Source organism: Bradyrhizobium sp. CAR08 (assembly GCF_052871955.1).
On the sequence record NZ_JBIXJX010000015.1, the window covers coordinates 27,450 to 50,599 of the forward strand.

General features: G+C 65.7%; 21 protein-coding genes. 11 read left to right on the forward strand and 10 right to left on the reverse strand.

Annotated elements, in window-relative coordinates; all coding sequences use genetic code 11:
* The gene (locus tag ACIPUD_RS28165) at nucleotides 1-936 is read left to right on the forward strand and encodes a carbohydrate kinase family protein (RefSeq protein WP_247404415.1); all 936 of its coding nucleotides are present in this window, start codon (nucleotides 1-3) and stop codon (nucleotides 934-936) included.
* A gap of 7 nt (nucleotides 937-943) precedes the next feature.
* Here the strand turns inward: ACIPUD_RS28165 and ACIPUD_RS28170 are convergent, their stop codons facing one another.
* Nucleotides 944-1,831 carry a LysR family transcriptional regulator gene (locus ACIPUD_RS28170; protein ID WP_018458637.1) on the reverse strand — a complete coding sequence of 296 codons (888 nt, stop codon included), beginning with the start codon at nucleotides 1,829-1,831 and terminating at the stop codon, nucleotides 944-946.
* Nucleotides 1,832-1,952: 121 nt separating this feature from the next.
* On the opposite strand from ACIPUD_RS28170, the gene ACIPUD_RS28175 reads away from it, so the two are divergent.
* The 7 genes from ACIPUD_RS28175 to ACIPUD_RS28205 all read left to right on the forward strand — a co-directional run bounded on the left by ACIPUD_RS28175 (nucleotide 1,953) and on the right by ACIPUD_RS28205 (nucleotide 10,212).
* Complete coding sequence (locus ACIPUD_RS28175) at nucleotides 1,953-3,374, forward strand: amidase (RefSeq protein WP_026233627.1); 1,422 nt, start codon at nucleotides 1,953-1,955, stop codon at nucleotides 3,372-3,374.
* A 99-nt stretch (nucleotides 3,375-3,473) separates the two neighbouring features.
* On the forward strand, nucleotides 3,474-4,424 hold the full coding sequence (locus tag ACIPUD_RS28180) for an ABC transporter permease (RefSeq protein ID WP_446481931.1): 951 nt from the start codon (nucleotides 3,474-3,476) through the stop codon (nucleotides 4,422-4,424).
* On the forward strand, nucleotides 4,421-5,314 hold the full coding sequence (locus ACIPUD_RS28185; protein ID WP_018458640.1) for an ABC transporter permease: 894 nt from the start codon (nucleotides 4,421-4,423) through the stop codon (nucleotides 5,312-5,314). The genes ACIPUD_RS28180 and ACIPUD_RS28185 overlap by 4 nt, the downstream gene beginning before the upstream one ends.
* Before the next feature lie 2 nt (nucleotides 5,315-5,316).
* On the forward strand, nucleotides 5,317-6,330 hold the full coding sequence (locus ACIPUD_RS28190; RefSeq protein WP_446481932.1) for an ABC transporter ATP-binding protein: 1,014 nt from the start codon (nucleotides 5,317-5,319) through the stop codon (nucleotides 6,328-6,330).
* A complete protein-coding gene (locus tag ACIPUD_RS28195) occupies nucleotides 6,327-7,331 on the forward strand; it encodes an ABC transporter ATP-binding protein (protein WP_377786422.1) in 1,005 nt (334 codons plus the stop codon). Before ACIPUD_RS28190 ends, ACIPUD_RS28195 begins: the two co-directional genes overlap by 4 nt.
* A gap of 55 nt (nucleotides 7,332-7,386) precedes the next feature.
* Nucleotides 7,387-8,883 carry an ABC transporter substrate-binding protein gene (locus ACIPUD_RS28200; RefSeq protein ID WP_446481933.1) on the forward strand — a complete coding sequence of 499 codons (1,497 nt, stop codon included), beginning with the start codon at nucleotides 7,387-7,389 and terminating at the stop codon, nucleotides 8,881-8,883.
* 354 nt (nucleotides 8,884-9,237) lie between these two features.
* Nucleotides 9,238-10,212 carry a magnesium transporter CorA family protein gene (locus ACIPUD_RS28205; protein WP_204510757.1) on the forward strand — a complete coding sequence of 325 codons (975 nt, stop codon included), beginning with the start codon at nucleotides 9,238-9,240 and terminating at the stop codon, nucleotides 10,210-10,212.
* A 42-nt stretch (nucleotides 10,213-10,254) separates the two neighbouring features.
* On the opposite strand, the gene ACIPUD_RS28210 is transcribed toward ACIPUD_RS28205, so the two are convergent.
* Both ACIPUD_RS28210 and ACIPUD_RS28215 read right to left on the reverse strand, forming a co-directional pair.
* Nucleotides 10,255-10,881 (reverse strand): alpha/beta hydrolase, encoded by a 627-nt coding sequence (locus ACIPUD_RS28210; RefSeq protein WP_446481934.1) that lies wholly within the window; start codon nucleotides 10,879-10,881, stop codon nucleotides 10,255-10,257.
* A complete protein-coding gene (locus ACIPUD_RS28215; RefSeq protein WP_204510758.1) occupies nucleotides 10,878-11,816 on the reverse strand; it encodes a ring-cleaving dioxygenase in 939 nt (312 codons plus the stop codon). The genes ACIPUD_RS28210 and ACIPUD_RS28215 overlap by 4 nt, the downstream gene beginning before the upstream one ends.
* Nucleotides 11,817-11,946: 130 nt before the next feature.
* Between ACIPUD_RS28215 and ACIPUD_RS28220 the strand changes: the two genes are divergently transcribed.
* Complete coding sequence (locus ACIPUD_RS28220; protein ID WP_446481935.1) at nucleotides 11,947-12,858, forward strand: LysR substrate-binding domain-containing protein; 912 nt, start codon at nucleotides 11,947-11,949, stop codon at nucleotides 12,856-12,858.
* A 52-nt stretch (nucleotides 12,859-12,910) separates the two neighbouring features.
* Here ACIPUD_RS28220 and ACIPUD_RS28225 read toward each other — a convergent pair whose 3' ends face one another.
* The 6 genes from ACIPUD_RS28225 to cobU all read right to left on the reverse strand — a co-directional run bounded on the left by ACIPUD_RS28225 (nucleotide 12,911) and on the right by cobU (nucleotide 19,669).
* A complete protein-coding gene (locus ACIPUD_RS28225) occupies nucleotides 12,911-13,792 on the reverse strand; it encodes an alpha/beta fold hydrolase (protein WP_446481993.1) in 882 nt (293 codons plus the stop codon).
* 76 nt (nucleotides 13,793-13,868) lie between these two features.
* Nucleotides 13,869-16,544 (reverse strand): ATP-binding protein, encoded by a 2,676-nt coding sequence (locus ACIPUD_RS28230; RefSeq protein ID WP_446481936.1) that lies wholly within the window; start codon nucleotides 16,542-16,544, stop codon nucleotides 13,869-13,871.
* A complete protein-coding gene (locus ACIPUD_RS28235) occupies nucleotides 16,541-17,572 on the reverse strand; it encodes an ABC transporter substrate-binding protein (RefSeq protein ID WP_204510761.1) in 1,032 nt (343 codons plus the stop codon). Before ACIPUD_RS28235 ends, ACIPUD_RS28230 begins: the two co-directional genes overlap by 4 nt.
* A gap of 177 nt (nucleotides 17,573-17,749) precedes the next feature.
* A complete protein-coding gene (bluB, locus tag ACIPUD_RS28240) occupies nucleotides 17,750-18,382 on the reverse strand; it encodes a 5,6-dimethylbenzimidazole synthase (protein ID WP_247394391.1) in 633 nt (210 codons plus the stop codon).
* A gap of 4 nt (nucleotides 18,383-18,386) precedes the next feature.
* On the reverse strand, nucleotides 18,387-19,169 hold the full coding sequence (cobS, locus tag ACIPUD_RS28245; RefSeq protein WP_204510763.1) for an adenosylcobinamide-GDP ribazoletransferase: 783 nt from the start codon (nucleotides 19,167-19,169) through the stop codon (nucleotides 18,387-18,389).
* The gene (gene cobU, locus ACIPUD_RS28250; protein ID WP_446481937.1) at nucleotides 19,166-19,669 is read right to left on the reverse strand and encodes a bifunctional adenosylcobinamide kinase/adenosylcobinamide-phosphate guanylyltransferase; all 504 of its coding nucleotides are present in this window, start codon (nucleotides 19,667-19,669) and stop codon (nucleotides 19,166-19,168) included. Before cobU ends, cobS begins: the two co-directional genes overlap by 4 nt.
* Before the next feature lie 121 nt (nucleotides 19,670-19,790).
* Between cobU and cbiB the strand changes: the two genes are divergently transcribed.
* Nucleotides 19,791-20,732, forward strand: a complete 942-nt coding sequence (gene cbiB, locus ACIPUD_RS28255; protein WP_446481938.1) for an adenosylcobinamide-phosphate synthase CbiB — start codon at nucleotides 19,791-19,793, stop codon at nucleotides 20,730-20,732.
* Nucleotides 20,733-20,743: 11 nt separating this feature from the next.
* Nucleotides 20,744-21,706, forward strand: a complete 963-nt coding sequence (gene cobD, locus ACIPUD_RS28260) for a threonine-phosphate decarboxylase CobD (protein ID WP_446481939.1) — start codon at nucleotides 20,744-20,746, stop codon at nucleotides 21,704-21,706.
* Here cobD and ACIPUD_RS28265 read toward each other — a convergent pair.
* On the reverse strand, nucleotides 21,695-23,143 hold the full coding sequence (locus ACIPUD_RS28265; RefSeq protein ID WP_446481940.1) for a cobyric acid synthase: 1,449 nt from the start codon (nucleotides 23,141-23,143) through the stop codon (nucleotides 21,695-21,697). The two genes, cobD and ACIPUD_RS28265, sit on opposite strands and share 12 nt — an antisense overlap.
* Between the last annotated feature and the right edge of the window lie 7 nt (nucleotides 23,144-23,150).

The following is a 23,150-nucleotide window of genomic DNA, read 5'->3' on the forward strand; positions in this document are numbered from 1 at the left end:
ATGTTGATTTCCTGCGGCGACGCGCTGATCGATTTTGTCCCGACGCGAAATACCGACGGGCGCGAAGCGGTGATGCCGGCGGTCGGCGGCTCCTGCCTCAACGTCGCAATCGGCATGGCGCGGCTCGGCGCGCCGACCGGCTTTGTCGGCGGGATCTCGACGGACATGTTCGGGCGCATGATCGCCGACCACGCCGCTGTATCCAATGTCGAGCTCGGTCTCGCCACAAGCAGCGATCACCAGACCACGCTCGCCTTCGTGCGTATCGTTGCGGGAGAGTCGCATTATGCTTTCTACGACGCCGAGACCGCGACGCGGAATTGGACCTACCGGCGCGGCTCTATTCCCTTCGATACGGTCGAAGTTCTCCATGTCGGCTCGACCACGCTGGTCAATGACCAGGGGGCGAGCGAGACCATGGCCCTGATCGCGGACGCACGAGCGTCCTCGACAATCTCCTTTGATCCGAACTGCCGGCCCAACCTCGTGAAGGACAAGCCGGCTTATCTCGCCCGCATGGCCGAGTTTGCCGGCTGTGCCGATCTCATCAAGATGTCAGACGTCGATTTTACCTATCTGTTCGCCGACGAGCCGTATCACCAGCGTGCGAGCACGCTGCTTGCACGCGGCGCGAGCCTCGTCGTCATCACCCGTGGCGACAACGGTGCGATCGCGTGGCATGCGGGGGCAGGACAGATCGAGGTCGCCGCCCCCAAGGTCGTGGTCGCCGACACCATCGGCGCGGGTGACAGTTTTCAGGCGGCGTTGTTGTTCGCCCTGCACAAGCAGGGACGCCTCGCCCGACAGCAACTGAAGGATATCGGCGCGGACGAGCTTCGCGGTGCACTATCCTTTGCTGCCAATTGCGCCGGTCTCACCTGCACCCGTCCCGGTGCCGATCCGCCGTGGAGTCACGAGATTATCTGGAGCTTGTAGCGTCGCGTCACAGCGGTGCCACGACCTTCTCGGCGCATTTGAGGAAGGTCCGGATCAGCGGGCTGTGAGAATCCCGCCGCCAGCAGACCGCGATGTCGATGGAATCGGTCGCATCCCGCAACGGCCGGAACACGATGCCGCGCGGTGCCCCGAGCTGGGCGCAGGCGGGCAGGATGGCGAGGCCTTCACCGGCGAGAACCAGGTTCATCGCCGAATGCACTGTCTCTACCCGGCTCGCAATCGGCATCACGATCTGATGCCGCCGCAGCAGGGCCGCGACCGCGGAGGAGGAGGGGTCGCGCTCCGGCGGCGGCAACGCGATCAGCGGACGGCCTTGTAGTCGTGTCATTGACACCGCGCTCAGGCGCGCAAGCGGCGAACGGTTTCGCACCGCCAGCACGAACGGCTGCGCGCCGATTCGGGCCACCTGGATCTCGGGATGGTGGATCGCCGGCATGCACAGCGCGACCGTGACGCTACGGTCGAGCAGACGCGGCTCGCGCGTCGTGGCACTGAGCTCGGCGAAATCGAGATCGACGCCGGGAACGGATCGCCGCAACTCGGGGATGAGACGCGGCAGCATCGCGTTCGCCAGTACGAACATGTAGCCGACGGACAGCCGACCACGGCTGCCGGCCGCGACCGCGCGCGCGGCCTCGATGCCGTCGGCCGCCAGCGCCAGCGCCTCGCCGGCGCGCGCCAGCAGCGCCTGGCCCGCTTCGGTCAAATCCATGCCGCGCGTGCCGCGGCGGAACAGCGGCGCGCCGACCTCGGCCTCCAGCTTGCGGATTTGGACCGAGAGCGGCGGCTGCGCCATCCGCAGCCGCTCGGCCGCCTTGCCGACGCTGCGCGCCTCGGCGACGGCAACGAAATAGCGGAGCCGGCGAAGATCCATTGGCATACCGAAATCGTATGGGTTGGTGCTCAAAATCGTATTGGACGGCGAGTTAACAAAACTGTCATCCTGGCTGTCAATGCTATCGGCCAACGGCGGCCCGCTTCGGAGCGATGTGACGATGAACGGCGATCCTTGCCTGCTATCCGCAACCGTGCTGCGCGGTCTCATCGCGACAAAGCAGATCTCGCCCGTCGAGCTCACCCGCGCGGTGCTCGCCCGCGCCGAAGCGCTCCAGCCTGAGCTGAACTGCTTCATCACGATCTGCGGCGACGAGGCGCTTGCCGCCGCGCGCGAAGCCGAGCGCAAGCTGATGGCGGGCGAGCCGCTCGGCCTGCTGCACGGCATCCCCGCAACCGTCAAGGACATCGTCAACACCAGGGGTGTCACGACCAGTTTCGGCGCCATTCCCTACAAGGATAATGTTCCGAACGAGGATGCCGTCGCGGTTGCAAGGCTGCGTGCGGAAGGCGCCATTCTGATCGGCAAGACCACGACGCCCGAATTCGGCAGCAAATGCCTGACCGACTCGCCGCTGTTCGGCCGCACCCGCAATGCGTGGAGCGCCGAGCGCTCGTCGGGCGGCTCCAGTGGCGGCGCGGCGGTGGCGGTGGCGAGCGGCATCGCGCCGCTTGCGATCGCAACCGATGGCGGCGGCTCGACGCGGATTCCCGCCGCTTGCAACGGCGTGGTCGGGCTGAAGCAGAGCAATGGCGTCATCCCGCATAGCCAGGCGCTGGACGTGTTCGGCAACCAGACCTATGTCACGCCGATGACGCGGTCCGTCCCCGACACCGCGCTGATGATGCAGGCGATGGCCGGCGAGGATTCTTGCGATCCCTGGTCGATCGGCGTTCCCGTGCCCGACTTCATCGGCACGGCCGCCCCGCGTGGCGATCTGCGTGGGCAGAAAATCCTGTATTGCCTGTCGCCACCCGGACGCCCGGTATCTGTCGACGTCGAGGCCGGCTTCAAGGCGAGCCTCGATCGACTTGCGGGCCTAGGTGCCGAGCTCGAGGAGTTTTCGGGCGAGGGGTTCGACATCGAGCCGATCTGGCGCGCCATCAATCACACGGTCTGGCGGACGCGCTTTGCAAAATTCGCGGCCGAGCATGGGGACGCGCTGAGCGAGGCCTTCCTCAGGCAGCTTGCGCTCGCCACCGACTTCAGCGGCGTTGCCTATCAGGAGGCGATGTTCGCGCGCACGGCGCTGTTCCGCCGGGTGCAGTCCCTGCTTGCGCATGGGCATCTGCTGGCGATGCCGACCCTCACCCGCACCGCCCTGCCGATCGATCAGGACCTGTTCGGCACCATCGAGATCGACGGCAAGCAGTTTGACAGCGTCCGGCCGCACTGGTTCCCCTGGACCATGCCGTTCAACATGACCGGACACCCCGCGCTCAGTCTGCCCTGCGGCTTCGGCCGCGACGGCCTGCCGATCGGCTTGCAACTCGTCGGCCGCTTCCGCGCTGATGCGGACTTGCTGCGCGTGAGCGCGCTGTTCGAGGCGTCGCATGACCTCCTGTCCCGCTGGCCCGGCTGAGGTGAGGCACATGCCGCAAGGGACTTGTTTGCAAAGCACTTGCCTCCGATGCCCGGACATGTTGATCGTGCTGCGGATGAGCCCTGAATCCGAGCGCGCATGAGCGTATTTGTCCTCCGACGTGTGCTGACCCTGCTGGCGACGCTGGTCGGCGCGTCCGTGATCATTTTCCTGGTGCTGGATGCGCTTCCGGGCAACGCCGCGCAGATGCTGATGGGCGCCGACGCCTCGCCAGATGCGGTCCGCGCGCTCACCATCAAGCTCGGGCTCGACCAGCCGCTGGCGGTTCGCTATCTGCATTGGATCAAAGGGCTGCTCGTCGGCGATCTCGGCAACTCCTATGTCTACGGCACACCGGTCGCCAGCCTGATCGTGGAGCGGCTGGTGTTGACCATTCCGCTCGCGATGATGTCCATGCTGATCACGGTGACGCTGGCGCTCTCGGCCGGCATCTACACCGCCGCCAACCACAACAAGCTCGGCGACGTCGGCGTGATGTCGCTGACGCAGATCGGCATCGCGCTGCCGAATTTCTGGTTCGCAATCCTGCTGGTGCTACTGTTCTCGGTACGGCTGCAATGGCTCTCCGCGGGCGGCTTTCCCGGTTGGGAGGACGGCGTCTGGCTCGGCATCAAGTCGCTGCTGCTGCCGGCGGTGTCGCTTGCGGTCGTGCAGGCCGCGATCCTCGCACGCGTCACGCGCTCGGCTGTGCTGGAAGTGCTGCGCGAAGACTTCGTTCGCACGGCGCGCGCGAAGGGCCTCGGCAAGCGCGAGGTACTGTGGAGTCATGTGCTGCGCAACGCCATGATCCCTGTGATGACGGTCATGGGCCTGCAATTCGCCAATCTGCTCGCCGGCACCATCGTGATCGAGAACGTGTTCTATCTGCCGGGGCTCGGCCGCCTGATCTTTCAGTCGATCGCCAACCGCGACCTCATCGTGGTGCGCAACTGCGTGATGCTGCTCGCGACCATGGTGGTCATCGTCAATTTCGTGGTCGACGTGCTCTATGCCTTCGTCGATCCCCGCATCAAGGTCCATGATCTGTGAGCGCGCCGTTGACCACCCTCGTCGACGCGCCGGCCGTAGCGCGCCCTCTGCCGGCCCGGACCTTCTGGCGCCGCGCGCTGCGTCATCGCAGCTTCGTGCTCGGCGGCGCGCTGAGCCTGCTGGTTCTCGCCTCGGCGCTGCTGTCGCTGGTGTGGACGCCCTGGTCGCCCTATGAGATCGACATCGCGTCAAAGCTCCGGCCGCCCTCGGCCGCGCACTGGCTCGGCACCGACGTCTTCGGCCGCGACATCGTTTCGCTGCTGCTCGCCGGCGCCCGCTCCACCATCATGGTCGGCATCATCGCGGTCAGCATCGGCCTCACCTTCGGCGTCTGTCTCGGCCTCATCGCGTCGGCCAGGCGCGGCTGGACCGAAGAGATCATCATGCGCTTCTCCGATTTCACCTTCGCCTTTCCGGCCGTGCTCTCGGCGATCATGCTCGCCGCGGTCGTGGGGCCCGGCATGGTGACCTCGATCGTCGCCATCGGCATCTTCCAGATCCCGACGCTGATCCGGCTGACGCGCGGCTCGGCCAACGCGATCTGGGCGCGCGAATTCGTGCTGGCCGCGCGCGCCGCGGGGAAAGGGCGCTTTCGCATCACCATCGAGCACGTGCTGCCCAACATCATGTCGATTCTGATCGTACAGGCGACGATCCAGTTTGCGCTCGCGATCCTTGCCGAAGCCGCCTTGTCGTATCTCGGTCTCGGCACGCAGCCGCCGCAGCCGTCCTGGGGACGGATGCTGAACGACGCGCAGTCGCTGCTGTTCCAGTCGCCGATGCTCGCCGTCTACCCGGGTGCTGCGATTGCAATCGCGGTGCTCGGCCTCAATCTGCTCGGCGACGGACTGCGCGATCTGCTCGACCCTCGACTGGCGCGGGAGCGATGATGATGAGCGAGCGCTCGTCCATGCCGTTGATCGAGGTTGTCAATCTCGGCGTGCGCCTCAACACCAGCCGCGGGCCGGCGCAGGCCGTGCGCGGCGTCAGCTTTGCGCTGAAGCGCGGCGAGACGCTCGGGCTCGTCGGCGAATCCGGCTGCGGCAAGTCGGTCACCGCGTTGTCGCTGATGGGGCTGCTGCCGGATAGCGCGTCCGTCACCGGCAGCATCAAGCTGGATGGCGGCGAACTCGCTGGTTTGTCGGACGCGGAATATTGTCGGCTGCGCGGCAATCGCATCAGCATGATCTTCCAGGAGCCGATGACCGCGCTCAATCCGATGCACACGATCGGCAACCAGGTCGCCGAGCCGCTGCGGCGTCACAGGAAATTTTCGGCATCGCAGGCGCGGCGAGAGGCGATCGCCTTGCTCGACCGCGTCGGGTTGCCTGATCCGGCCAGGCGCGTCGACGCTTATCCGCACCAGTTTTCCGGCGGCCAGCGTCAGCGCGTCACGATCGCGATGGCGCTCGCCTGCGAGCCCGACCTTCTGATCGCGGACGAGCCGATCACGGCGCTCGACGTCACCATCCAGGGCCAGATCCTCGACCTCATCGCTGATCTCGTCGAGGAGCGCGGCATGTCGATGATCCTGATCTCGCACGATCTCGGCGTCATCGCCGAGAACGTGCAGCGCATGATGGTGATGTACGGCGGCACGATCATCGAGAGCGGACCGACCGACGAGGTGTTCCGCCGGATGGGCCATCCCTACACGCAGGGCCTGTTCCGCGCCCGACCGAAACTCGGCGCACGCAAGGGGACGCGGCTGACGACGATATCGGGCACGGTGCCGGAGCTCGCCGATCTGCCTTCCGGTTGCACCTTCGCCGATCGGTGTCCGCTCGTGATCGAGCAGTGCCGGGCTGCGCTTCCAGCAATGGTGGACGTCGGACCGGGCCATTTCGTGCGCTGCATCCGGACGGACGTGTCGATGGCCGAACGCGTCGGAGCGCTGACCGTATGAGCACGGCGCCACTTCTCGACGTGAAGGATCTCGAGCAGCGCTACACGTTGCCGCGCGAAAGCGTGTTCCGCCCGCCCGGGCAGGTGCGCGCGCTCAACGGTGTCAGCGTGCGGGTCGACGCCGGCAAGAGCCTCGGCATCGTCGGCGAATCCGGCTCCGGCAAGTCGACATTCGCGCGGGTGGTGATGGCGCTGGAGCGGCCGACATCGGGGCGGGTCGCGCTGCTCGGCCGCGACCTCAACCGCATCTCCGCGGACGAGTTGCGCCGCGCCCGCCGCGATTTCCAGATGGTGTTCCAGGATCCCTACGGATCGCTCGACCCGCGCCAGACCATCGCGCGCATCGTCGCCGAACCGCTCACCGTGCTGGAGGGGATTGATCGCACGACGCTACGTGCCCGCGTCTCCGCAGTGCTACGGCAGGTGGGTCTGCGCGATGCCGACATGGAGAAATATCCACACGAGTTCTCCGGCGGCCAGCGCCAGCGCATCGCCATTGCGCGCGCGCTGATCACCCAGCCGAAGCTGATCGTCGCCGACGAGCCGGTCTCCGCGCTCGACGTTTCCGTGCAGGCGCAAGTCTTGAACCTGATGCAGGACCTCCAGGAGCAGTTCGGCCTCAGTTACGTCCTGATCAGCCACGACCTGGCCGTCGTCGACTATCTCTGCGACGAGGTCGCGGTGATGTATCTGGGCCGGATCGTCGAACAGGGCAGGCCTGAGGATTTGTTCGAGCGTTGCGCCCATCCCTATACGCGAGCGCTGCTGGAGGCCGTGCCGCGGGTGCGCGCCGGCGGAGGCCGGCGGCGGCGCGGAGCCCAGGCGATCGCCTCGCAATCGGCGGCCGCGACCGGCTGCCCCTATGTCTCGCGGTGCGCGCTAGCCGACCAGCATTGCCGCGAGGTTCTGCCTGAGCTACGCAAGGTGGGCGAGACGCATCTGGCCGCTTGCCACAAGGCGGAAGCCGTGATGGCGTTGCCGCAATTGCCCGTGGAAGGTTAGCGTCCGCGGCAGGATTGGCGTAGGCTTGAGACAAGACAAGGCCGGGGAGTTACGCATGTTCAGGAAACTATCGATCGTCGCATTCGCCGCCGCACTTGCCGCTGCTCCGTTGCCGGTGCTGGCTCAGAGCAAGAAGGACAGCGTCGTCATGGCGATGGCGCTGGAACCGCCGGGGCTCGATCCCACCAACGCCGCCGCCGCCGCGATCGCCGAGGTCACGCTCTACAACATCTATGAGACCCTGACCAAGATCAACGAGGACGGCACCACCTCGCCCCTGCTGGCGGAGAGCTGGACTGCATCGCCCGATCTGAAGACCTATACGTTCAAGCTGCGCAAGGGCGTCAAGTTCCACAACGGCGAGCCGTTTGACTCCGCAGCCGTGAAGTTCTCGTTCGAGCGCAACGCGGTCCCCACCAGCACCAACAAGGACAAGAGCCTGTTCCAGAGCTTCGAGAAGGTCGATGCGCCCGACGCCGACACGGTCGTGATCAGCCTGAAAAATTCCGAGCCGAACCTGCCGTTCCTGCTGGGGCAGGCGAGCGGCTCGATCGTCGAGCCGAAGAGCGCTGCCACCAATATCACGCAGCCGGTCGGGACCGGGCCCTATCAGCTGGGCGCCTGGGCCAAGGGCTCCTCGATGACCCTGACCAAATGGGCTGACTATCGCAACGCCGCCGCGATCAAGCTCGCGAAGGTGACGATCCGCTTCATCTCCGATCCGTCCGCACAGACGGCGGCGCTGCTGTCGGGCGACGTCGACGCGTTTCCCCGGGTGTCGGCCCAGCGCACCATCGCGCAGTTCAAGGCGGATCCGCGCTTCAACGTTATGGTCGGCGGCTCCAGGGCCAAGACCATCGTCGGTATCAACCATCGCAAAAAGCCGCTCGACGATGTTCGCGTGCGCCGTGCCATCCTCGCCGCGATCGATCGCAAGGCGATGATCGACGGTGCGGTCGACGGTTTCGGCACGCCGATCGGAAGCTTCTACGTGCCGGGCGCGCTCGGCTATGTCGACACGACAGGCATCAACCCCTACGATCCCGAGAAGGCCAAGAAGCTGCTAGCCGAAGCCGGCGTTACCACCCCGCTCGAGGTGTCGTTGAAGCTGCCGCCGCCGTCCTATGCGCGCCAGGGCGGCGAGGTCCTCGCGGCCCAGCTTGCCAAGGTCGGCATCATCGCCAAGATCGAGAACGTCGAATGGGCGCAATGGCTGTCGCAGGTGTTCGCCGGCAATGGTCCGCATAATTTCGACCTCACCATCGTCAGCCATGTCGAGCCGTTCGATCTCGTCAAGATCACCGAGCCGGACTACTATCTCGGCTACAACAACGACGCCTTCAACGCGCTCTACAAGCAGATCGTGTCGACGCCGGATGAAGCCGCCCGTGCCAAGCTTCTCGGCGACGCCCAGCGCATGCTGGCCACCGATGCAGTCTCGGGCTATTTGTACCAGCCGCAGCTGATCACCATCACCAACAAGAAGCTGAAGGGCGTCTGGAAGGACGTACCCCAATACGAGAACGATTTCTCGACATGGGCGTGGGAGTAGGGCGCGCATGTCGATTGCGCGATGTCGGTGACGATCTCTCCCAACGGAAGAGATCGTCACGAGACCGGTCCAAACAAAAAACCTGAAGAACAACCCCATGCACAGTAGCCGAGGGTAGTGATTTCAATGACTTGCGCGCGACGCGATTGATGAGTTGCGCGTCGCGCGATGCCGTTGACGCGTCGGGCAAAACACTGGCATGATGGCATCATCGAAGAAGGCCGCGCCCGCTTGGTTTGATTGGGTCGCTCGATTGCTCCCCCGACTTTGAACGTCGGAACCCTCATGCGTTAGCTCGGCGCAGGATGGCCGCAGGCCGTGCGATCCGGCGCGAGGGTATGCGGAGTTCGGTTCTTGCTCAAACTATACAGGTGGCCATCCGACGACTGGCAGAAGATCGGCGCGGAGATGCCCTCCGAGATCATCTGGGCTGATCTATTGGACGCAACCGCGGAGGAAAAGCAGTTCGTCGAACGATTGCTCGGGATACGCGTTCCGTCCGAGGATTCGCTCAGCGAGATCGAAGCGTCGAGCCGCCTGATCCTCGACAACGGCACGCTCTATCTCAGCTCGCCGGCGGTCCGGCTCAACGAGAACAACGAGGCCGAGATCACGCCGGTGGGATTCGTCATCGGACCGCACGTGCTGGTGACGGTGCGTTTCGCGCAGCTGCCGATCTTCGAGGACATCGGCAAGCGCATCGGTTCCGATGACAGCCTGGAGAACGGCATGTGCGTGTTCACCAGCCTGATCGAGGCCATGGTCGACCGCGGCGCCGATGTCCTTGAGCATCTCGGCGCGAAGGTCGACAGGCTCTCGCGGGACGTCTTCAAGGGCGGGCTCGTTCGCAGCAAGCGGCCGGTCCGCTCCAGCCGGCGGATGCGCGAGGCGCTGGAAAACATCGGCGAGTTGGCGGATCGGCTCGCCAAGGCGCGCGATGTCCTGCTTGGCGTTGGCCGCATCGCTTCATTCGCCGGCGATGTCGGGGGTGAATGGATCACCGCCGCGTCGAAGAAGCGGCTCGAAGCCGTCTCCAAGGATGTCGCTTCGCTCGGCGATTACGAGACGCGATTGTCGGACAAGATCCAGCTTCTGCTCGATGCCGTGCTCGGCTTCATCAACATCCAGCAGAACGAGCTGTTCAAGATCTTGACGATCGTCTCGGTCGTCGGCGTGCCGCCCACGATTCTGGTCGGCATCTGGGGCATGAACTTCAAGCACATGCCGGAGCTGGACTGGACCTTCGGCTATCCGCTGGCGTGGCTCGCCATCATTGCCAGCGGCGTGCTGCCGCTGATTTGGTTCAAGCGGCGTGGCTGGTTCGAATGAAGCCGCGGCGCACCGTTCGAAATCGATGCGCCGCTTCTTGTGTCAGGCGACTTCGGCGGCGAATTTGCCGATCCAGTCGCGGGCAAGCGTCAAATCGGCCTGCGATAATTGATGGCCCGCCGGCAGGACCTTGTGACCGACCTGCGCGCCCGCTTCGGAAAGCAGTGATGCGAGCCCGGCCGAATTGCTCGCCGGCACGATCGGATCAGCCTGCCCGGACAACAGCAGGATCGGCTTGCCTGCGAGGTTGACCTTGGGCGGATCCGACAGCGGCACCATGGCGCGGAGCAGGATCGCACCAGCAAGCGCGTCCGGCTTCAGCAACAACAGCGCGGCTGCGATGTTGGCGCCGTTGGAGAAGCCGACCGCGACCGGCGCGGCGAGGCCATATCGCTGCCGCGCTTCCGCAACGAAGTCGCCGAGCTCAAGGGCGCGGCGGCGCACGTCGTCCTCGTCGAACACGCCCTCAGTGAGGCGGCGGAAGAAGCGCGGCATGCCGTGTTCGAGCACGCGGCCGCGCGGCGATAGCAGGGCCGAGCCGGGCGAGATCATCTTGCCGAGCCCGAGCAGGTCGTTCTCGTCGCCGCCGGTGCCGTGCAGCAGCAGGAGAGGAGGAGAGCCCGCGTCACGCGCGGGCTCGAAACGATGGATGAATGAACTCTCGGTCACGACACCCTCTCTTCCAGGTTCGGCAACACGCCCTCGATCTGCTTGCGCTGTGCTTCGAGGAAGCTCGGCAGCTTCAGGTCGTGTCCCAGCGTTGCCACGGGCTCGTCGACGGCGAAGCCTGGGATGTCGGTCGCGATCTCGAACAGCACGCCGCCGGGCTCGCGGAAGTAGATCGAGCGGAAGTAGTTGCGGTCGCGCTGTTCGGTCGGGTGCAGGCCGTGATTGCTCACGAGCCTTTGCGCCATCTTGCCCTGCTCGGCGTCATCGGCCGCGCGGAAGGCGATGTGATGCACGGAGCCGCCACCTTGGTGTCCGCGCAGGAAGCCCTTGGCTTCGTAGATGTCGACGACGCTGCCTTCGGCATCGCCCGGTGCCTTGAAGCGGATCACCGAGCCTTCGCGCGCCGTCTCCTTGAAGCCGAACACGTCGGTGAGGACGGCAGCCGTTTTTGCCGCGCTGTCGAGCAGCAAGGTCACGACATGGAAGCCGCGGATCGCATGCTCGGCCGGCACCTCGCCATTGCTCCAGCCGGGCTCGCTCTCGGCGCCGGGGATACCGACGAGCGCGAGCGCCATGCCATCAGGGTCTGTGAACGGCAGCACGGACTCGCCAAAACGCTTCTCCAGCGCCTCATAAGCGATGCCCTTCTCGACGAAGCGTTGCGTCCAATAGCCGAGCGAGCTTTGCGGCACGCGGAAGGCGGTCTGGTGCGTCTCGCCGACGCCGCGGCGCCCGGCCGGCACGCCGGCCCAAGGAAAGAACGTCAGGATGGTGCCGGGGCGGCCGGTCTCGTCGCCATAATAGAAGTGATAGGTGCCGGGATCGTCGAAATTGACCGTCTTCTTGACGAAGCGCAGACCGAGATCACGGGTGTAAAAGCCGAAATTCCTGATGGGGTCGCCCGCGATCGCGGTCACATGGTGCAGTCCAGACATTGTCGGTCCTCCAAAGCTCGGGGAGCGGTCTTGCTCTGCAGGGAAATATCGTTCCGCTTTGGATTGGAGACAATCCATGCAAATATGACGGCTATGTCTACGATTTGGAAACAATCGCCGGCGCCAGCCCGTGGATAAGGTCGCCAGCCTGCGAGCCTTCGTAAAGGTGGTCGAAAGCGGCAGTTTTGCCGAGGCGGGTCGGCAGTTGCGGCTGTCACGCTCGGCGATCAGCAAATACATCGCCGACCTCGAAGAAAGCCTCGGCGTGCAGCTCCTGAACCGGACCACGCGCCATGCGAGCCCGACCGAGAACGGCCAGCGCTATTTCGAGCGCGCGGTCGTGATCCTGTCGGAGATCGAGGCGGCCGACCAGGCCGTGGCGCAAGCGCAATCGGCGCCGCGCGGCCTGTTGCGCGTCAACGCGCCGATGTCGTTCGGCACCCTGCGGCTCGGGCCGGTGCTTGCCGATTTCATGGCGCGATATCCGGAGCTGCAGCTCCAGCTCGTGCTCAGCGACGACCTGCTCGATCCCGTGCAGGACGGTTTTGACGTGACCTTGCGCATCGCGGAATTGGAATCCTCGAGTTTGATCGCGCGAAAAATCATGCCGGTGGCGCGCATGATCTGCGCTTCGCCCGATTATCTCGCACGTCACGGCACACCAAAACATCCGCAGGATCTGCGCGGGCATGCCTCGCTGACCTACGGCTTCCTGCTGACGGGCAATCAGTGGAAGCTCACCGGCACCGACGGCGATCACTGGATCCAGCCGGCCTGGTCGCTCTGCGTCAACAATGCCGAGGTGCTGCGCGACGTCGCGATCAAGGGCAGGGGGCTCGCGCTGCTCCCGGAGTTCATCGCCGCCGACGCCTTGAGGACAGGCGAGCTGCGGACGGTGCTGGACAAGTATTCTGCGCCGCCGCTTGCGCTCTATGCGGTCTATCCGCCGACCCGACATCTGTCGGTGAAAGTGCGGCTGTTCATTGATTTTCTGGTCGAGCGGTTTGGCCGGGAGGGCGAGGCGTCAACCCGATCAAAATGACCCGCGCGGAAGGGCTGAGCCGAGATATGTCGGCTCCGCGCGGCTCGCTGCTCTATTTTTTGGTATCGAGGAATTGGCGTATCGCCTTCACGGTCGCCGCCGGTTGCTCTTCCATCAGCCAATGACCGGCGTCCGGAATGACCAATTCGGTGACGTCAGTCGCGGCGTTTCGCATCACGACGGCCTCTGTCGCACCGAAGGATTTTTCGCCCCCGACAGCCAGCACGGGAATGGTCAACTTGGTCGCGATCGCCTTCTTGTTGTCCTCGGCGTCGGTTCGGATCGACCTGAACTGGGCGAACGCAGCACGCATGGCGCCCGGCCGCGCATAGAGCGCTGCGTAATGACGGCGTGTTGCGTCCGCGATCCTGGAAGGCGTCCCCGCGAAGTCATTCCAGAAGCGGTCGAGGTAGATGCGCTCGCGGCCCTTGACCAGCCGCTCCATGTCCGGGCCTCCGAGATCAAAATGCCAAAGCTGCGGGCTGCGAACCACCTCGTCCCATGGCGGCACCCCAGGCACCGGGGCATCCATCACGATCAGCTTCTCGGCCAGGTCGCGATAACGGGCCGCGTAGGCATAGGCCACCATGGTTCCGATGTCGTGGCCGACGACGACGGCCTTTTCGATGCCGAGCGCTGCGAGAACGGCCCGCATGTCGGCAGCCTGGGTCCATTTGTCGTAGCCATTGTCGGGCTTGCTCGAGGGGCCCATACCGCGAAGATCGGGCACGACAACGGTGTGGTCGCGCGCGATATCAGCGGCGAGCTTGACCCACATGTCGCCGGTATCACCAAAACCGTGGATCAGGATCACGACAGGCCCCTGACCGCCGACGCGAACATGAATCTGCGTGCCGTTGGCCGCGATGGTTTTGGTCTTGAAGCCGGACGGAAACTGTTCGACCTCGGCGCGCGCGGCAGGGGCGAGCAGCATGAGAAGAATGGCGAGACATCTTGCGCGCACCGGCGCCTCCGATCATCTTGTATTTCAGTCCAGTGACTGAACGCTGTTAGGCCGGCCGGAGCAGATCGTCCAGCGCGCTCATCGAGGCCTCTCGAAGCGCGGCGAGTTCGCGGGCGGCTCTCTCGCATTCGGGCCGGGACATCGTGACTGCCGCCAGCTCGACCTCACGGCAGAATTCGAAAAGGCGGACGAGGCCGAGCGCACTCGCGCCGCTGCCGAGCTGGTGCGCGCAGCGCGCGAGCTGCGCGGGATCGCCAGTCGCCGCAGCCTTGGCAATCTCCTCGACCAGCTTTTCGCTCGTCAGTTCCAGCAGGTCGTGGAGTTTTGCGATCTGCGCCGCGCCCAGCAGCTCCTTCTGGTCATCAAGGAAATGCCGGTCGATCAATGCGCCTGCGGCGAGTTGCGGCGCGGCCGGCTGGTTCTGGGCATCGTCCTCGATCGCCTCGCGCAGCGCATTGATCAGGATCGGCTTGCTGACGATCCTGGCAATGCCTGCCCCCGCGAGCCGCTCGCGGGCGCGGCCCGACATGTCCGCGGTTACCGCGATGATGCGCGGCATGGTCGGCAGACCGAGCTTGCGGATCCGCGATGCCGCCTCGACGCCGTCCATGTCGGGCATGTGCAGATCCATCAGGATGATGTCGAACGCCTGATCGCGGGCGAGCGCGACGGCCGACGCGCCGTTCGTGGCGATGGTGGCGTGATGGCCGAGCCTCTTCAACATCGCTTCACCGACCTCGCAATTGACGGGGTCGTCGTCGACCAGCAGCACGCGAAGCTGCCGCGATGGCGGCTGAACCGCGCCTTGCGCGATGTCGGTCATGGCGAGGCCAAGCGGTACCTCAAGCATGAACGAGCTGCCCGTACCCGGCGTGCTCGCCACCGTCAGCTCGCCGCGCATCAGGCGGGTGAGGCGCCGCGCGATCGCCAGTCCAAGGCCGGTGCCGCCGAACCGCCGCGCGATACTGTCGTCAGCCTGGACGAAATCCTCGAAAATCCGCTCGTGCATGTCGGGCGCGATGCCGATGCCGGTATCGCGCACGGTGATGCGCAGCAGCACATGATCGTCATGTCTCTCGGCGGCCGCGCTCAAGCCGATGCCGCCGCGCGGGGTGAACTTGATCGCGTTGCCGATCAGATTGAGCAGGATGCGATTGAGCCGCACCGGATCGCCGTGCACGGAGGTATTGACCGTCGCATCGCAGGCGAGATCGAAAGTCAGGCCCTTGTGAGAGGCCTGCGGACGCATCAGATCGGCGGCCGTCTCGATGAGCTGGTCGAGGCGGAAATCGCGGGTCTCCAGAGTCTCGGCGCTGGCCTCCAGGCGCGCATATTCGAGGATGCCGTCGACCAGCGCGATCAGCGTTTCGCCCGACGCGGCCGCGGTCGTGAGATGGCGCCGCTGCGCTTCGCCGAGACTGCCGTCGTCGAGCAGTTGCAGCACGCCCATGACGCCGTTCAGCGGCGTGCGCAGCTCGTGGCTGACGACCGCGAGAAAGCGCGATTTGGTCTCGTTGGCCGCGACCGCCGCGCTGCGCGCACGCTCGGCGGCATCGTGCTCGGCAAGGGCCTGGTCGCGGGTCTTTTCCAGTTCGGAGGTGCGCTCGATCACCTTGCGCTCGAGCGTCGCATAGGATTCGCGCAAGTGAGCGGCCATCCGGTTGAATTGATCGCCGAGCGCCTCCAGCTCGTCGCCGGTCTTGATCGCGAGCCGCAGGCTGAGGTCGCCGCTGCCGATCCGCCGCGCGCCCTGCGTCAGGATCTGGATCGGCACGGTCATGCGCCGGCTCAGAAAGAGAGAGACCAGCACCGCACATACCAGCAGGATGACCAGGAGAAAAGTCGAGCGCCCGATCGACGCATAGATCGGCGCATAGGCCTCGGTGAGCGGCAGCTCGACGAACACCAGCCAGCCCAACGAGGGGACCGTCGCATAGGTCGACAGCACGCGTTGACCGGACAGATCCTCCTTGACCAGGCCGCCGGAGGGCGGCCCGATGCCATCGAGCGCGGCCCGGACGTCGGGATGGCCGGAGAGATCGCTGCGGCGCAGCGCCCGCCACAAATCGGGATGCGCGATCAGGATACCCATGCGATCGACCACATAGGCCTTGCCGGTGTTGCCGACCCTGATTCCGGCGACGAGGTCCCAGATGAAGCGAAGATTGACCTCGGCGACAATCACATCCGGCGCCAGGCCCGTTCCGCGCGTGGCGAGTGTCATGAACGGCTCGGTGTCGCCGAGGAAGTAGACCGGCCCGTAATATGCGCGGCTTTCGTTGGCGCCGCGGAAGGCCTGCGAGGCGGAGAGGTCGGTCTTGCTGCCGATCCTGTCCGCGACACGGCGCGACACGCGCACCTGCTCGCGGCCTTGGGCGTCGAGCTCGGCGATGTCCGCAATCGCAGGCGAGAGGCGCAGGAGGCGGATGGCGTTCAGGCGCTGGTCCTCGTTCGTGGACAGCTCCGGGGGCAGGCGCGAGAGCCATCTGATCTGGTTTTCGATCTGGCCAATGAACTGGCCGATCTGGAGGGCGGCGCTTGCTGCCTGCTCGCGCTGGGTCGCCGCCAGGAGTTGCTTCTGCTCGCGATAGGAGAACCAGACGTCGAAGCCGGTGTTGATGGCGAGCGCGGCAAAAGCGAGCGCGACGATCGAGTAGAGGTATTTGCGGAACAGCCGGCCGGGAGGTGGCCGCAAATCTCCCTGATCGATCGTCTCGTTCACTCGCGAATCTCGTCGGCGCGCGCGAGCAGTGTGAATGGTATCGTCAAATCCAGCGTGCGAGCGACCGTGCGGTTGATCAGGAGTTCGTATTTCCGCGGCGATTGCACCGGCAGATCTCCGGCCTTGGTACCGCGCAGGATGAGATCGACATAGTCGGCCGAGCGCACTTCGAGCGTCGGCCCGTAGCTCATCAGCCCGCCCGCATCCATGAAATAATAGAACGGGTAAATCGCAGGGACGCGATATTTGGCCGCCGCCGCCACCGCCGCCTGCCGGTGGACCACCAGGAAGCTGTCGACCAGCGCAATCATTGCCGCCTTGGGGGGAGCGGAAAAGGGCCTGACGGCTTCGTCGATCTCCGTTGGCGCGCTGACGGGGGCGGGGATCACGGACACGCCGGCCAGTGCTGCCTCTTGCTCGATGGAATCGAGGAAGAAACGGCCGCCGCGAGGAGTGGTCGCCGGGTTGTACAGGATACCGACGCGCGCAAGATCCGGCACGGCCTCCCGGATGAGCTGAAGCCATTTGCCGCCCATCTCGGCGGTGCTGTTGGTGAAGCCGGTCACGTTGCCGCCGGGATGAGCAAGGCTTTCGACGAAGCCGTTGCCGACGGGATCGTTGGCGGTCGCGAACACGATCGGGATGGTTTTTGTGGCTTCCAGGACGGCCGCGGTTTCGACCGTCGAGCCGGTCAGGATCACATCCGGCTTGAGCGCCAGCAATTCCTGAACCGCGGTCTTCAGCCGATCCGGCGCGCCGAAGGTCGATCGGAGCTCGAGGCGGAAATTGACGCCTTCGACCCAGCCTCGCTGCCTCAAGCCCACGATGAGGCCACCCAGGCGGGAGGTCGGGCTGTCGATCATGCTCCTTCTGGTCAGCTCGTCGTCGAGCGGCAACGCCGTCAGCGATCCCACGACCCGCACGCGATCAGATGTTGCGCCGAGCGCCAGCCACCCCGCGGCGGTCGTGCTGGCAAGGCGAATGAACCCGCGGCGATCGACCGCGAGAGCGGAAGGCCGTTCGGTCATGACATTCTTTGCATGGTGGCTAGCCCCAGGCGCATGCTTAGCGCGAACGGCCGGCATCCACAATTGACGAAAAAATGCGCTTGTGACTGCTCATTCGTAGCGTTTGGCAGTCCGATACCGTATTCCTACGTCGGCAGTCGCTCGCAACACGGAAGATGGATATCCGGCGTGGCCTGATTAACGCTGCAGCGTGAATTCCTCTGCCCCCCGCCGCTGCTCCCACTTCGCCTGTTCCAGCTCGGGCCGGTCGCATTCGACTTCCGGATAGCCGATACAGAGATAGGCGATGAATTTCCAGGTGTCGGGCACGTCGAGAATGGCGTGGATGCGATCCGGATGGAGGATCGATACCCAGCCAAGCCCGATGCCCTCGGCGCGCGCGGCGAGCCACATCGCGGTGATCGCCGCAACCACGGAATATTCCGTCGTCTCCGGCATCGTCGCGCGGCCGAGGCCGTGACCGGTGTCGCTGGCCTTGTCCGCGAACACGGCGAGGTGGCCGGGGGCCTGTTCGAGACCCGACAGTTTCAGCGTGGCATAGCGTGCTGCGCGCTCACCGGCATAGGAATTCAGCGCGTCCGCGTTGCACGCTTTGAAGTCGTCGATCACGGCGCGACGCCGTGCGGCCTCATCGACGATGACGAAGCGCCAGGGCTGGCTGAGGCCGACCGAGGGTGAGAGACAGGCCGTCTCGATCAGGCGATCGATGGCGCCGTCCGGCAACGGATCGGCGCGAAAGCGGCGCACGTCGCGGCGCCACACGAACAGCTCGCGCAAGTGCTGGCGGAAGGTGTCGTCGAATTCGACCATTGCGTCACCCTCCGATCTGGAAAGCTGCGGCAACCAGCAGGATCAGAATCTCGCCGGTCTGCTCGAACGCGCCGAGGATGTCGCCGGTCTGCCCGCCGATCTGGCGGATGGCAAGTCGCGCCAGCATCAGGCCGGAGAGAGCGAGCAGGATCAGGCTCACCAGCGCCTTGCCCGGCCCAAGCGCGAGCACGAGCGCGAGGATTCCAACAGCGAATGCGATCGCAACGCTGCGGCCCGGCGGTGATCCCGCACTCGCCGACAGGCCGTCAGGTCGCGCAGGCGCGACCTGCGACATGAAGGCCGGCAAGCCCGCGCGGGCCGCAGTGTGCGCAGCGCACAGTGCGAGCGCGACGACCCACGGATTGGCGATCGTCGCGAGCGCGCTCCAGCGCAGGCCGAACGACAGGATCAGCGCGCAGACGCCATAGGTGCCGATCCGGCTGTCGCGCATGATCTCGAGCTTGCGCTCGCGGGTGCGGCCGCCGCCGAGCCCGTCGGCGGTATCGGCAAGGCCGTCCTCGTGCAGCGCGCCGGTGACGAGGGCGGTCGCGGCCAGCGCGAGCAGGGCGGCAAGGTTCGGCGACAGACCCAACAGGCTCGCGACCTTGTAGACCAAGGCGCCGGCAAGGCCGACCAGCAGTCCCGCGACTGGAAGAGCCCAGGTCGCGCGTGCGACGGCGCCGTCAGCTGCGGGCTTCGACAATGCGACGGGGAGGATTGTCACGAACGATGCCGCCATCCTGAGATCGGCGATGACGTCTCGCAAAAATTGGTCGCGCGGCATCATTTCAGTTTCATCGGCAGGCCGGCGACGACGAACTCGGCCTCGTCCGCAACGGCCGCGATGGCCTGGTTCATGAAGCCGGCGGCGTCGCGGAAGCTCCGCGCCAGCGCATTGTCGGGGACGATGCCGAGGCCGACTTCGTTGGTGACGAAGACGACGGGGCTCTTCTGGCCGCGCAGGAAGAGGGCGAGCTTCATGACTTCGTGATCCCAGTTGCGCTGCGCAAACATCATGTTGGAGAGCCACAGGGTCAGGCAGTCCACCAGTCTAGGCCCGCCGCCATCGGTCTCGATCAGCGCCTGCAGAAGATCGAGCGGTACCTCCCGCTCGATCCAATCGGTTGAGCGGCGTCTGCGATGCTTTTCGATGCGTGCTTCCATTTCCGCGTCGAGCGCCTCGGCCGTCGCGATGTAGACGGGTCGGCCCGGAAAGCTGCGTGCGCGTTTTTCCGCATGGGCGCTCTTGCCCGATCGCGCTCCGCCCGTGATCAAGATGACGGCCATAAAAATCTCCTGTGGGTCTGACTAATCACCAAACGCGGCCAAAAACAAAGCCGAAATCCGCCGGCCGGGGGCTTGCGCTCCGGCCGTCGTTTGCGCAACAGGGGCGGGACAGGAGGCGGGTGTGGGTTTTGCGGGTGCGATGGCGGTGGCGATGGTGGTGGATGCCCTGTTGGGCTGGCCGTCGTGGTTGTTCGCGCGAATCGGCCATCCCGTCACCTGGCTGGGCGGGCTGATCTCTGCCATCGACACCTCGTGGAATCGACCGTCCGATCCGCCGGCATTTCGCCGCGCCGCGGGTCTTGCCGGAGCACTCGTCGTGATCGCGCTCGCTGTCGCGCTCGGCTGGGTGCTGCAGTCTCTGCTTCCCTTGGGATTGATCCAGCTCGTGCTGGTCGGGGTTCTGGCCTGGCCGCTGATCGCCTTGCGCTCGTTGCACGACCACGTTGTTGCCGTCGCAAATCCCACGCGGGCCGGTGATATCGCCGCCGCACGCGAGGCGGTCTCGCGCATCGTCGGCCGCGATCCCGCCGCGCTTGACGAGGCCGGGATCGCGCGCGCTGCGATCGAGAGCCTCGCCGAGAATGCGTCCGACGGCATCGTCGCACCGGTGTTCTGGGGCGCGCTGTTCGGTCTGCCCGGCATTTTGGGCTACAAGGCGATCAACACGCTGGACTCCATGATCGGCCATCGCTCTGAACGCCACGAAGCCTTCGGCTGGGCCGCGGCGCGCATCGACGATGTCGCCAATTTCATTCCGGCGCGGCTGACCGGACTTCTGTTCGTGCTGCTGGGGCCACGGCGATCAGAGGCGCTGTCGTGCATGACGCGGGATGCACGCCGTCACCGTTCGCCCAATGCCGGCTGGCCGGAAGCGGCCATGGCGGGCGCGCTTAGTGTGCGGCTCAGCGGTCCGCGGATCTATCACGGCAGCATCACGAACGAGGCATGGCTGAATGAAGCTGCGCGCGATCCGCTTGCCGCCGACATCGATCGAGGCTTGACGGTTTACCGCCGCACCATGCTGCTGCTCGCCGGCATCCTTGCGATCCTGGCCTTCGCGTGAAAGAACAGCGCATGCGCGAGCACGGTGGAAATCTCGATCAGGCCCAGCAGCGCTTCGGCGGTCGCGCGGAGGACTGGATCGATCTGTCGACCGGTATCAACCGCCTGCCTTATCCCGTGGGCGAGGTGAGTTCGCGCGCGTGGAGCGCGTTGCCGTCGCGCGCCGAGATCGAGGCGCTGCATCAGGCGGCGCGGCACGCTTACCGCACGAGCGCGGCGGTTGTCGCGCTCGGCGGCGCACAGGCGGCGATTCAACTGCTGCCGCAACTTGCGCCACCCGGCCGCGCGCGCATCCTCGCCCCGACCTACAACGAATATGCCGGGGTCCTCTCGGCCGCGGGCTGGGAGGTCCAGGAGGTCGGGGACTTCGACGCATTGGCGGGCGCGGACCTCGCCATAGTCGTCAATCCCAACAATCCCGACGGCCGATGCCACCCACCAAGGGATTTGCTGACGCTGCTGCCGCGCGTCGGTCGTCTCGTCGTCGACGAGAGTTTCGCCGATGTAGCCCCGCAGCTATCGCTTGCATCCGGGGACCGGCCGGGGCTGCTGATCCTGCGCTCCTTCGGAAAGTTCTATGGCCTTGCCGGCCTGCGGCTAGGCTTCGCGCTCGGCAATTCGTCCGACATCGCCAGGGTCGCGGCGATATCGGGACCTTGGCCGGTCTCAGGAGCGGCGATCGCGATCGGCTGCCGCGCTCTGCGTGACGATGCCTGGGCCGAGGCCACGTCCGCGCGGCTCGCGCGAGACTGCGTTCGCCTCGACGGCATGGTGCAGTCGCAAGGCTGGACGCTCGTTGGCGGGACGCAGCTGTTTCGTCTCTACGAGACGCCTGACGCGCCTGCCGCGCAGGAGAAGCTGGCGCGTCGCCATATCTGGTCTCGCGTGTTCGCGCGAGAGCCGACATGGCTGCGCCTCGGGCTTCCGGGCAGCGAATCCGAATGGACCCGCCTGGCCGATACTCTAGCGCGCTAGAGCGAGCAGGCCGTCGACATCGAGATGGGCTTCGATGTGATCGGCGAGCGCATCGAGCGCGCTCTCGACCCTTGCGTGATAGGGCTCGTCGCCGGCGGGAATGTCGAGCTTCGCCAAAAAGGCCTTGCGGAAATCATCCGACGTGAACAGGCCGTGCAGATAGCTGCCCTGCACGCGTCCGTCGCGCGAGATCGCGCCTTCCGGTTCGCCATTCAGCCTTGCGAATGGCCGCGCGCGATCCGGCCCATCAGTGCGGCCGATGTGGATTTCATAAGCCTCGATCGGCTGATTGGTGGCGGCATGCAGCGCCGCGACGCGTGTCAACGTCTTCTCCGAGCTCATCACCGTTTCCACATCCAGAAGTCCGAGACCCGGTGTGTCGCCGGCGGGGCCCTCGATCCCCTCGGGATCAGCGACGCTGCGTCCGAGCATCTGATAGCCGCCGCAGAGGCCGAGCACATGGCCGCCTCTGCGGTAATGCGCCAGGAGATCGATGTCCCAGCCCTGCGCGCGCAGAAAGGCGAGGTCGCCGCGGGTGGATTTCGAGCCGGGAATGATGACGAGGCGCACGTCGCCGGGAATGGCCTCGCCCGGCCGCACCGTCACGAGATCGACGCCAGGCTCGAGCTTGAGCGGATCGAGATCGTCGAAATTGGCGATTCGCGACAGCGCGAGACAGGCGATCTTGCATTGGCCCGGTTTGCGCGCATCGCTCAGGCCCAGCGCATCCTCGGCCGGCAGCTCGCCGGCGCGCGCGAACCAGGGCAGCACGCCGAGGCCGCGCCAGGCGGTCTTTTCTTCGATCAGTCTGTAGCCGTCGTCGAACAATGTGGGATCGCCGCGGAACTTGTTGATGACAAATCCCTGGATCATCGCGGCATCGTCCGGGTCGATCACCGTCTTGATGCCGACGAGTTGCGCGATGACCCCGCCGCGGTCGATGTCGCCAACCAGCACGACCGGCACATCGGCCTTGCGCGCAAAACCCATATTGGCGATGTCGGCCTTGCGCAGGTTCACTTCGGCCGGACTGCCGGCACCCTCCACCAGAACGAGATCGGCGCGCGCCTTCAGCCGCTCGAAGCTCTCCAGCACGGCGCCCATCAATGACGGTTTCATCGCCGCATATTCACGCGCACGCGCGGTCGCGATGCGTTTTCCTTGCACGATCACCTGCGCGCCGACATCGGTCTCGGGCTTGAGCAGCACCGGGTTCATGTCGGTGTGCGGCTCGACGCCGGCGGCGAGCGCCTGGAGTGCCTGGGCGCGGCCGATCTCGCCGCCGTCAACGGTGACGGCTGCATTGTTCGACATGTTCTGCGGCTTGAACGGGACCACGCGCAGGCCGCGTCGCACAAAGGCGCGTGCGAGGCCGGCAACGATGAGCGACTTGCCCACGTCCGAGCCGGCTCCCTGGATCATCAATGCGCGCGCCATCGCGAGT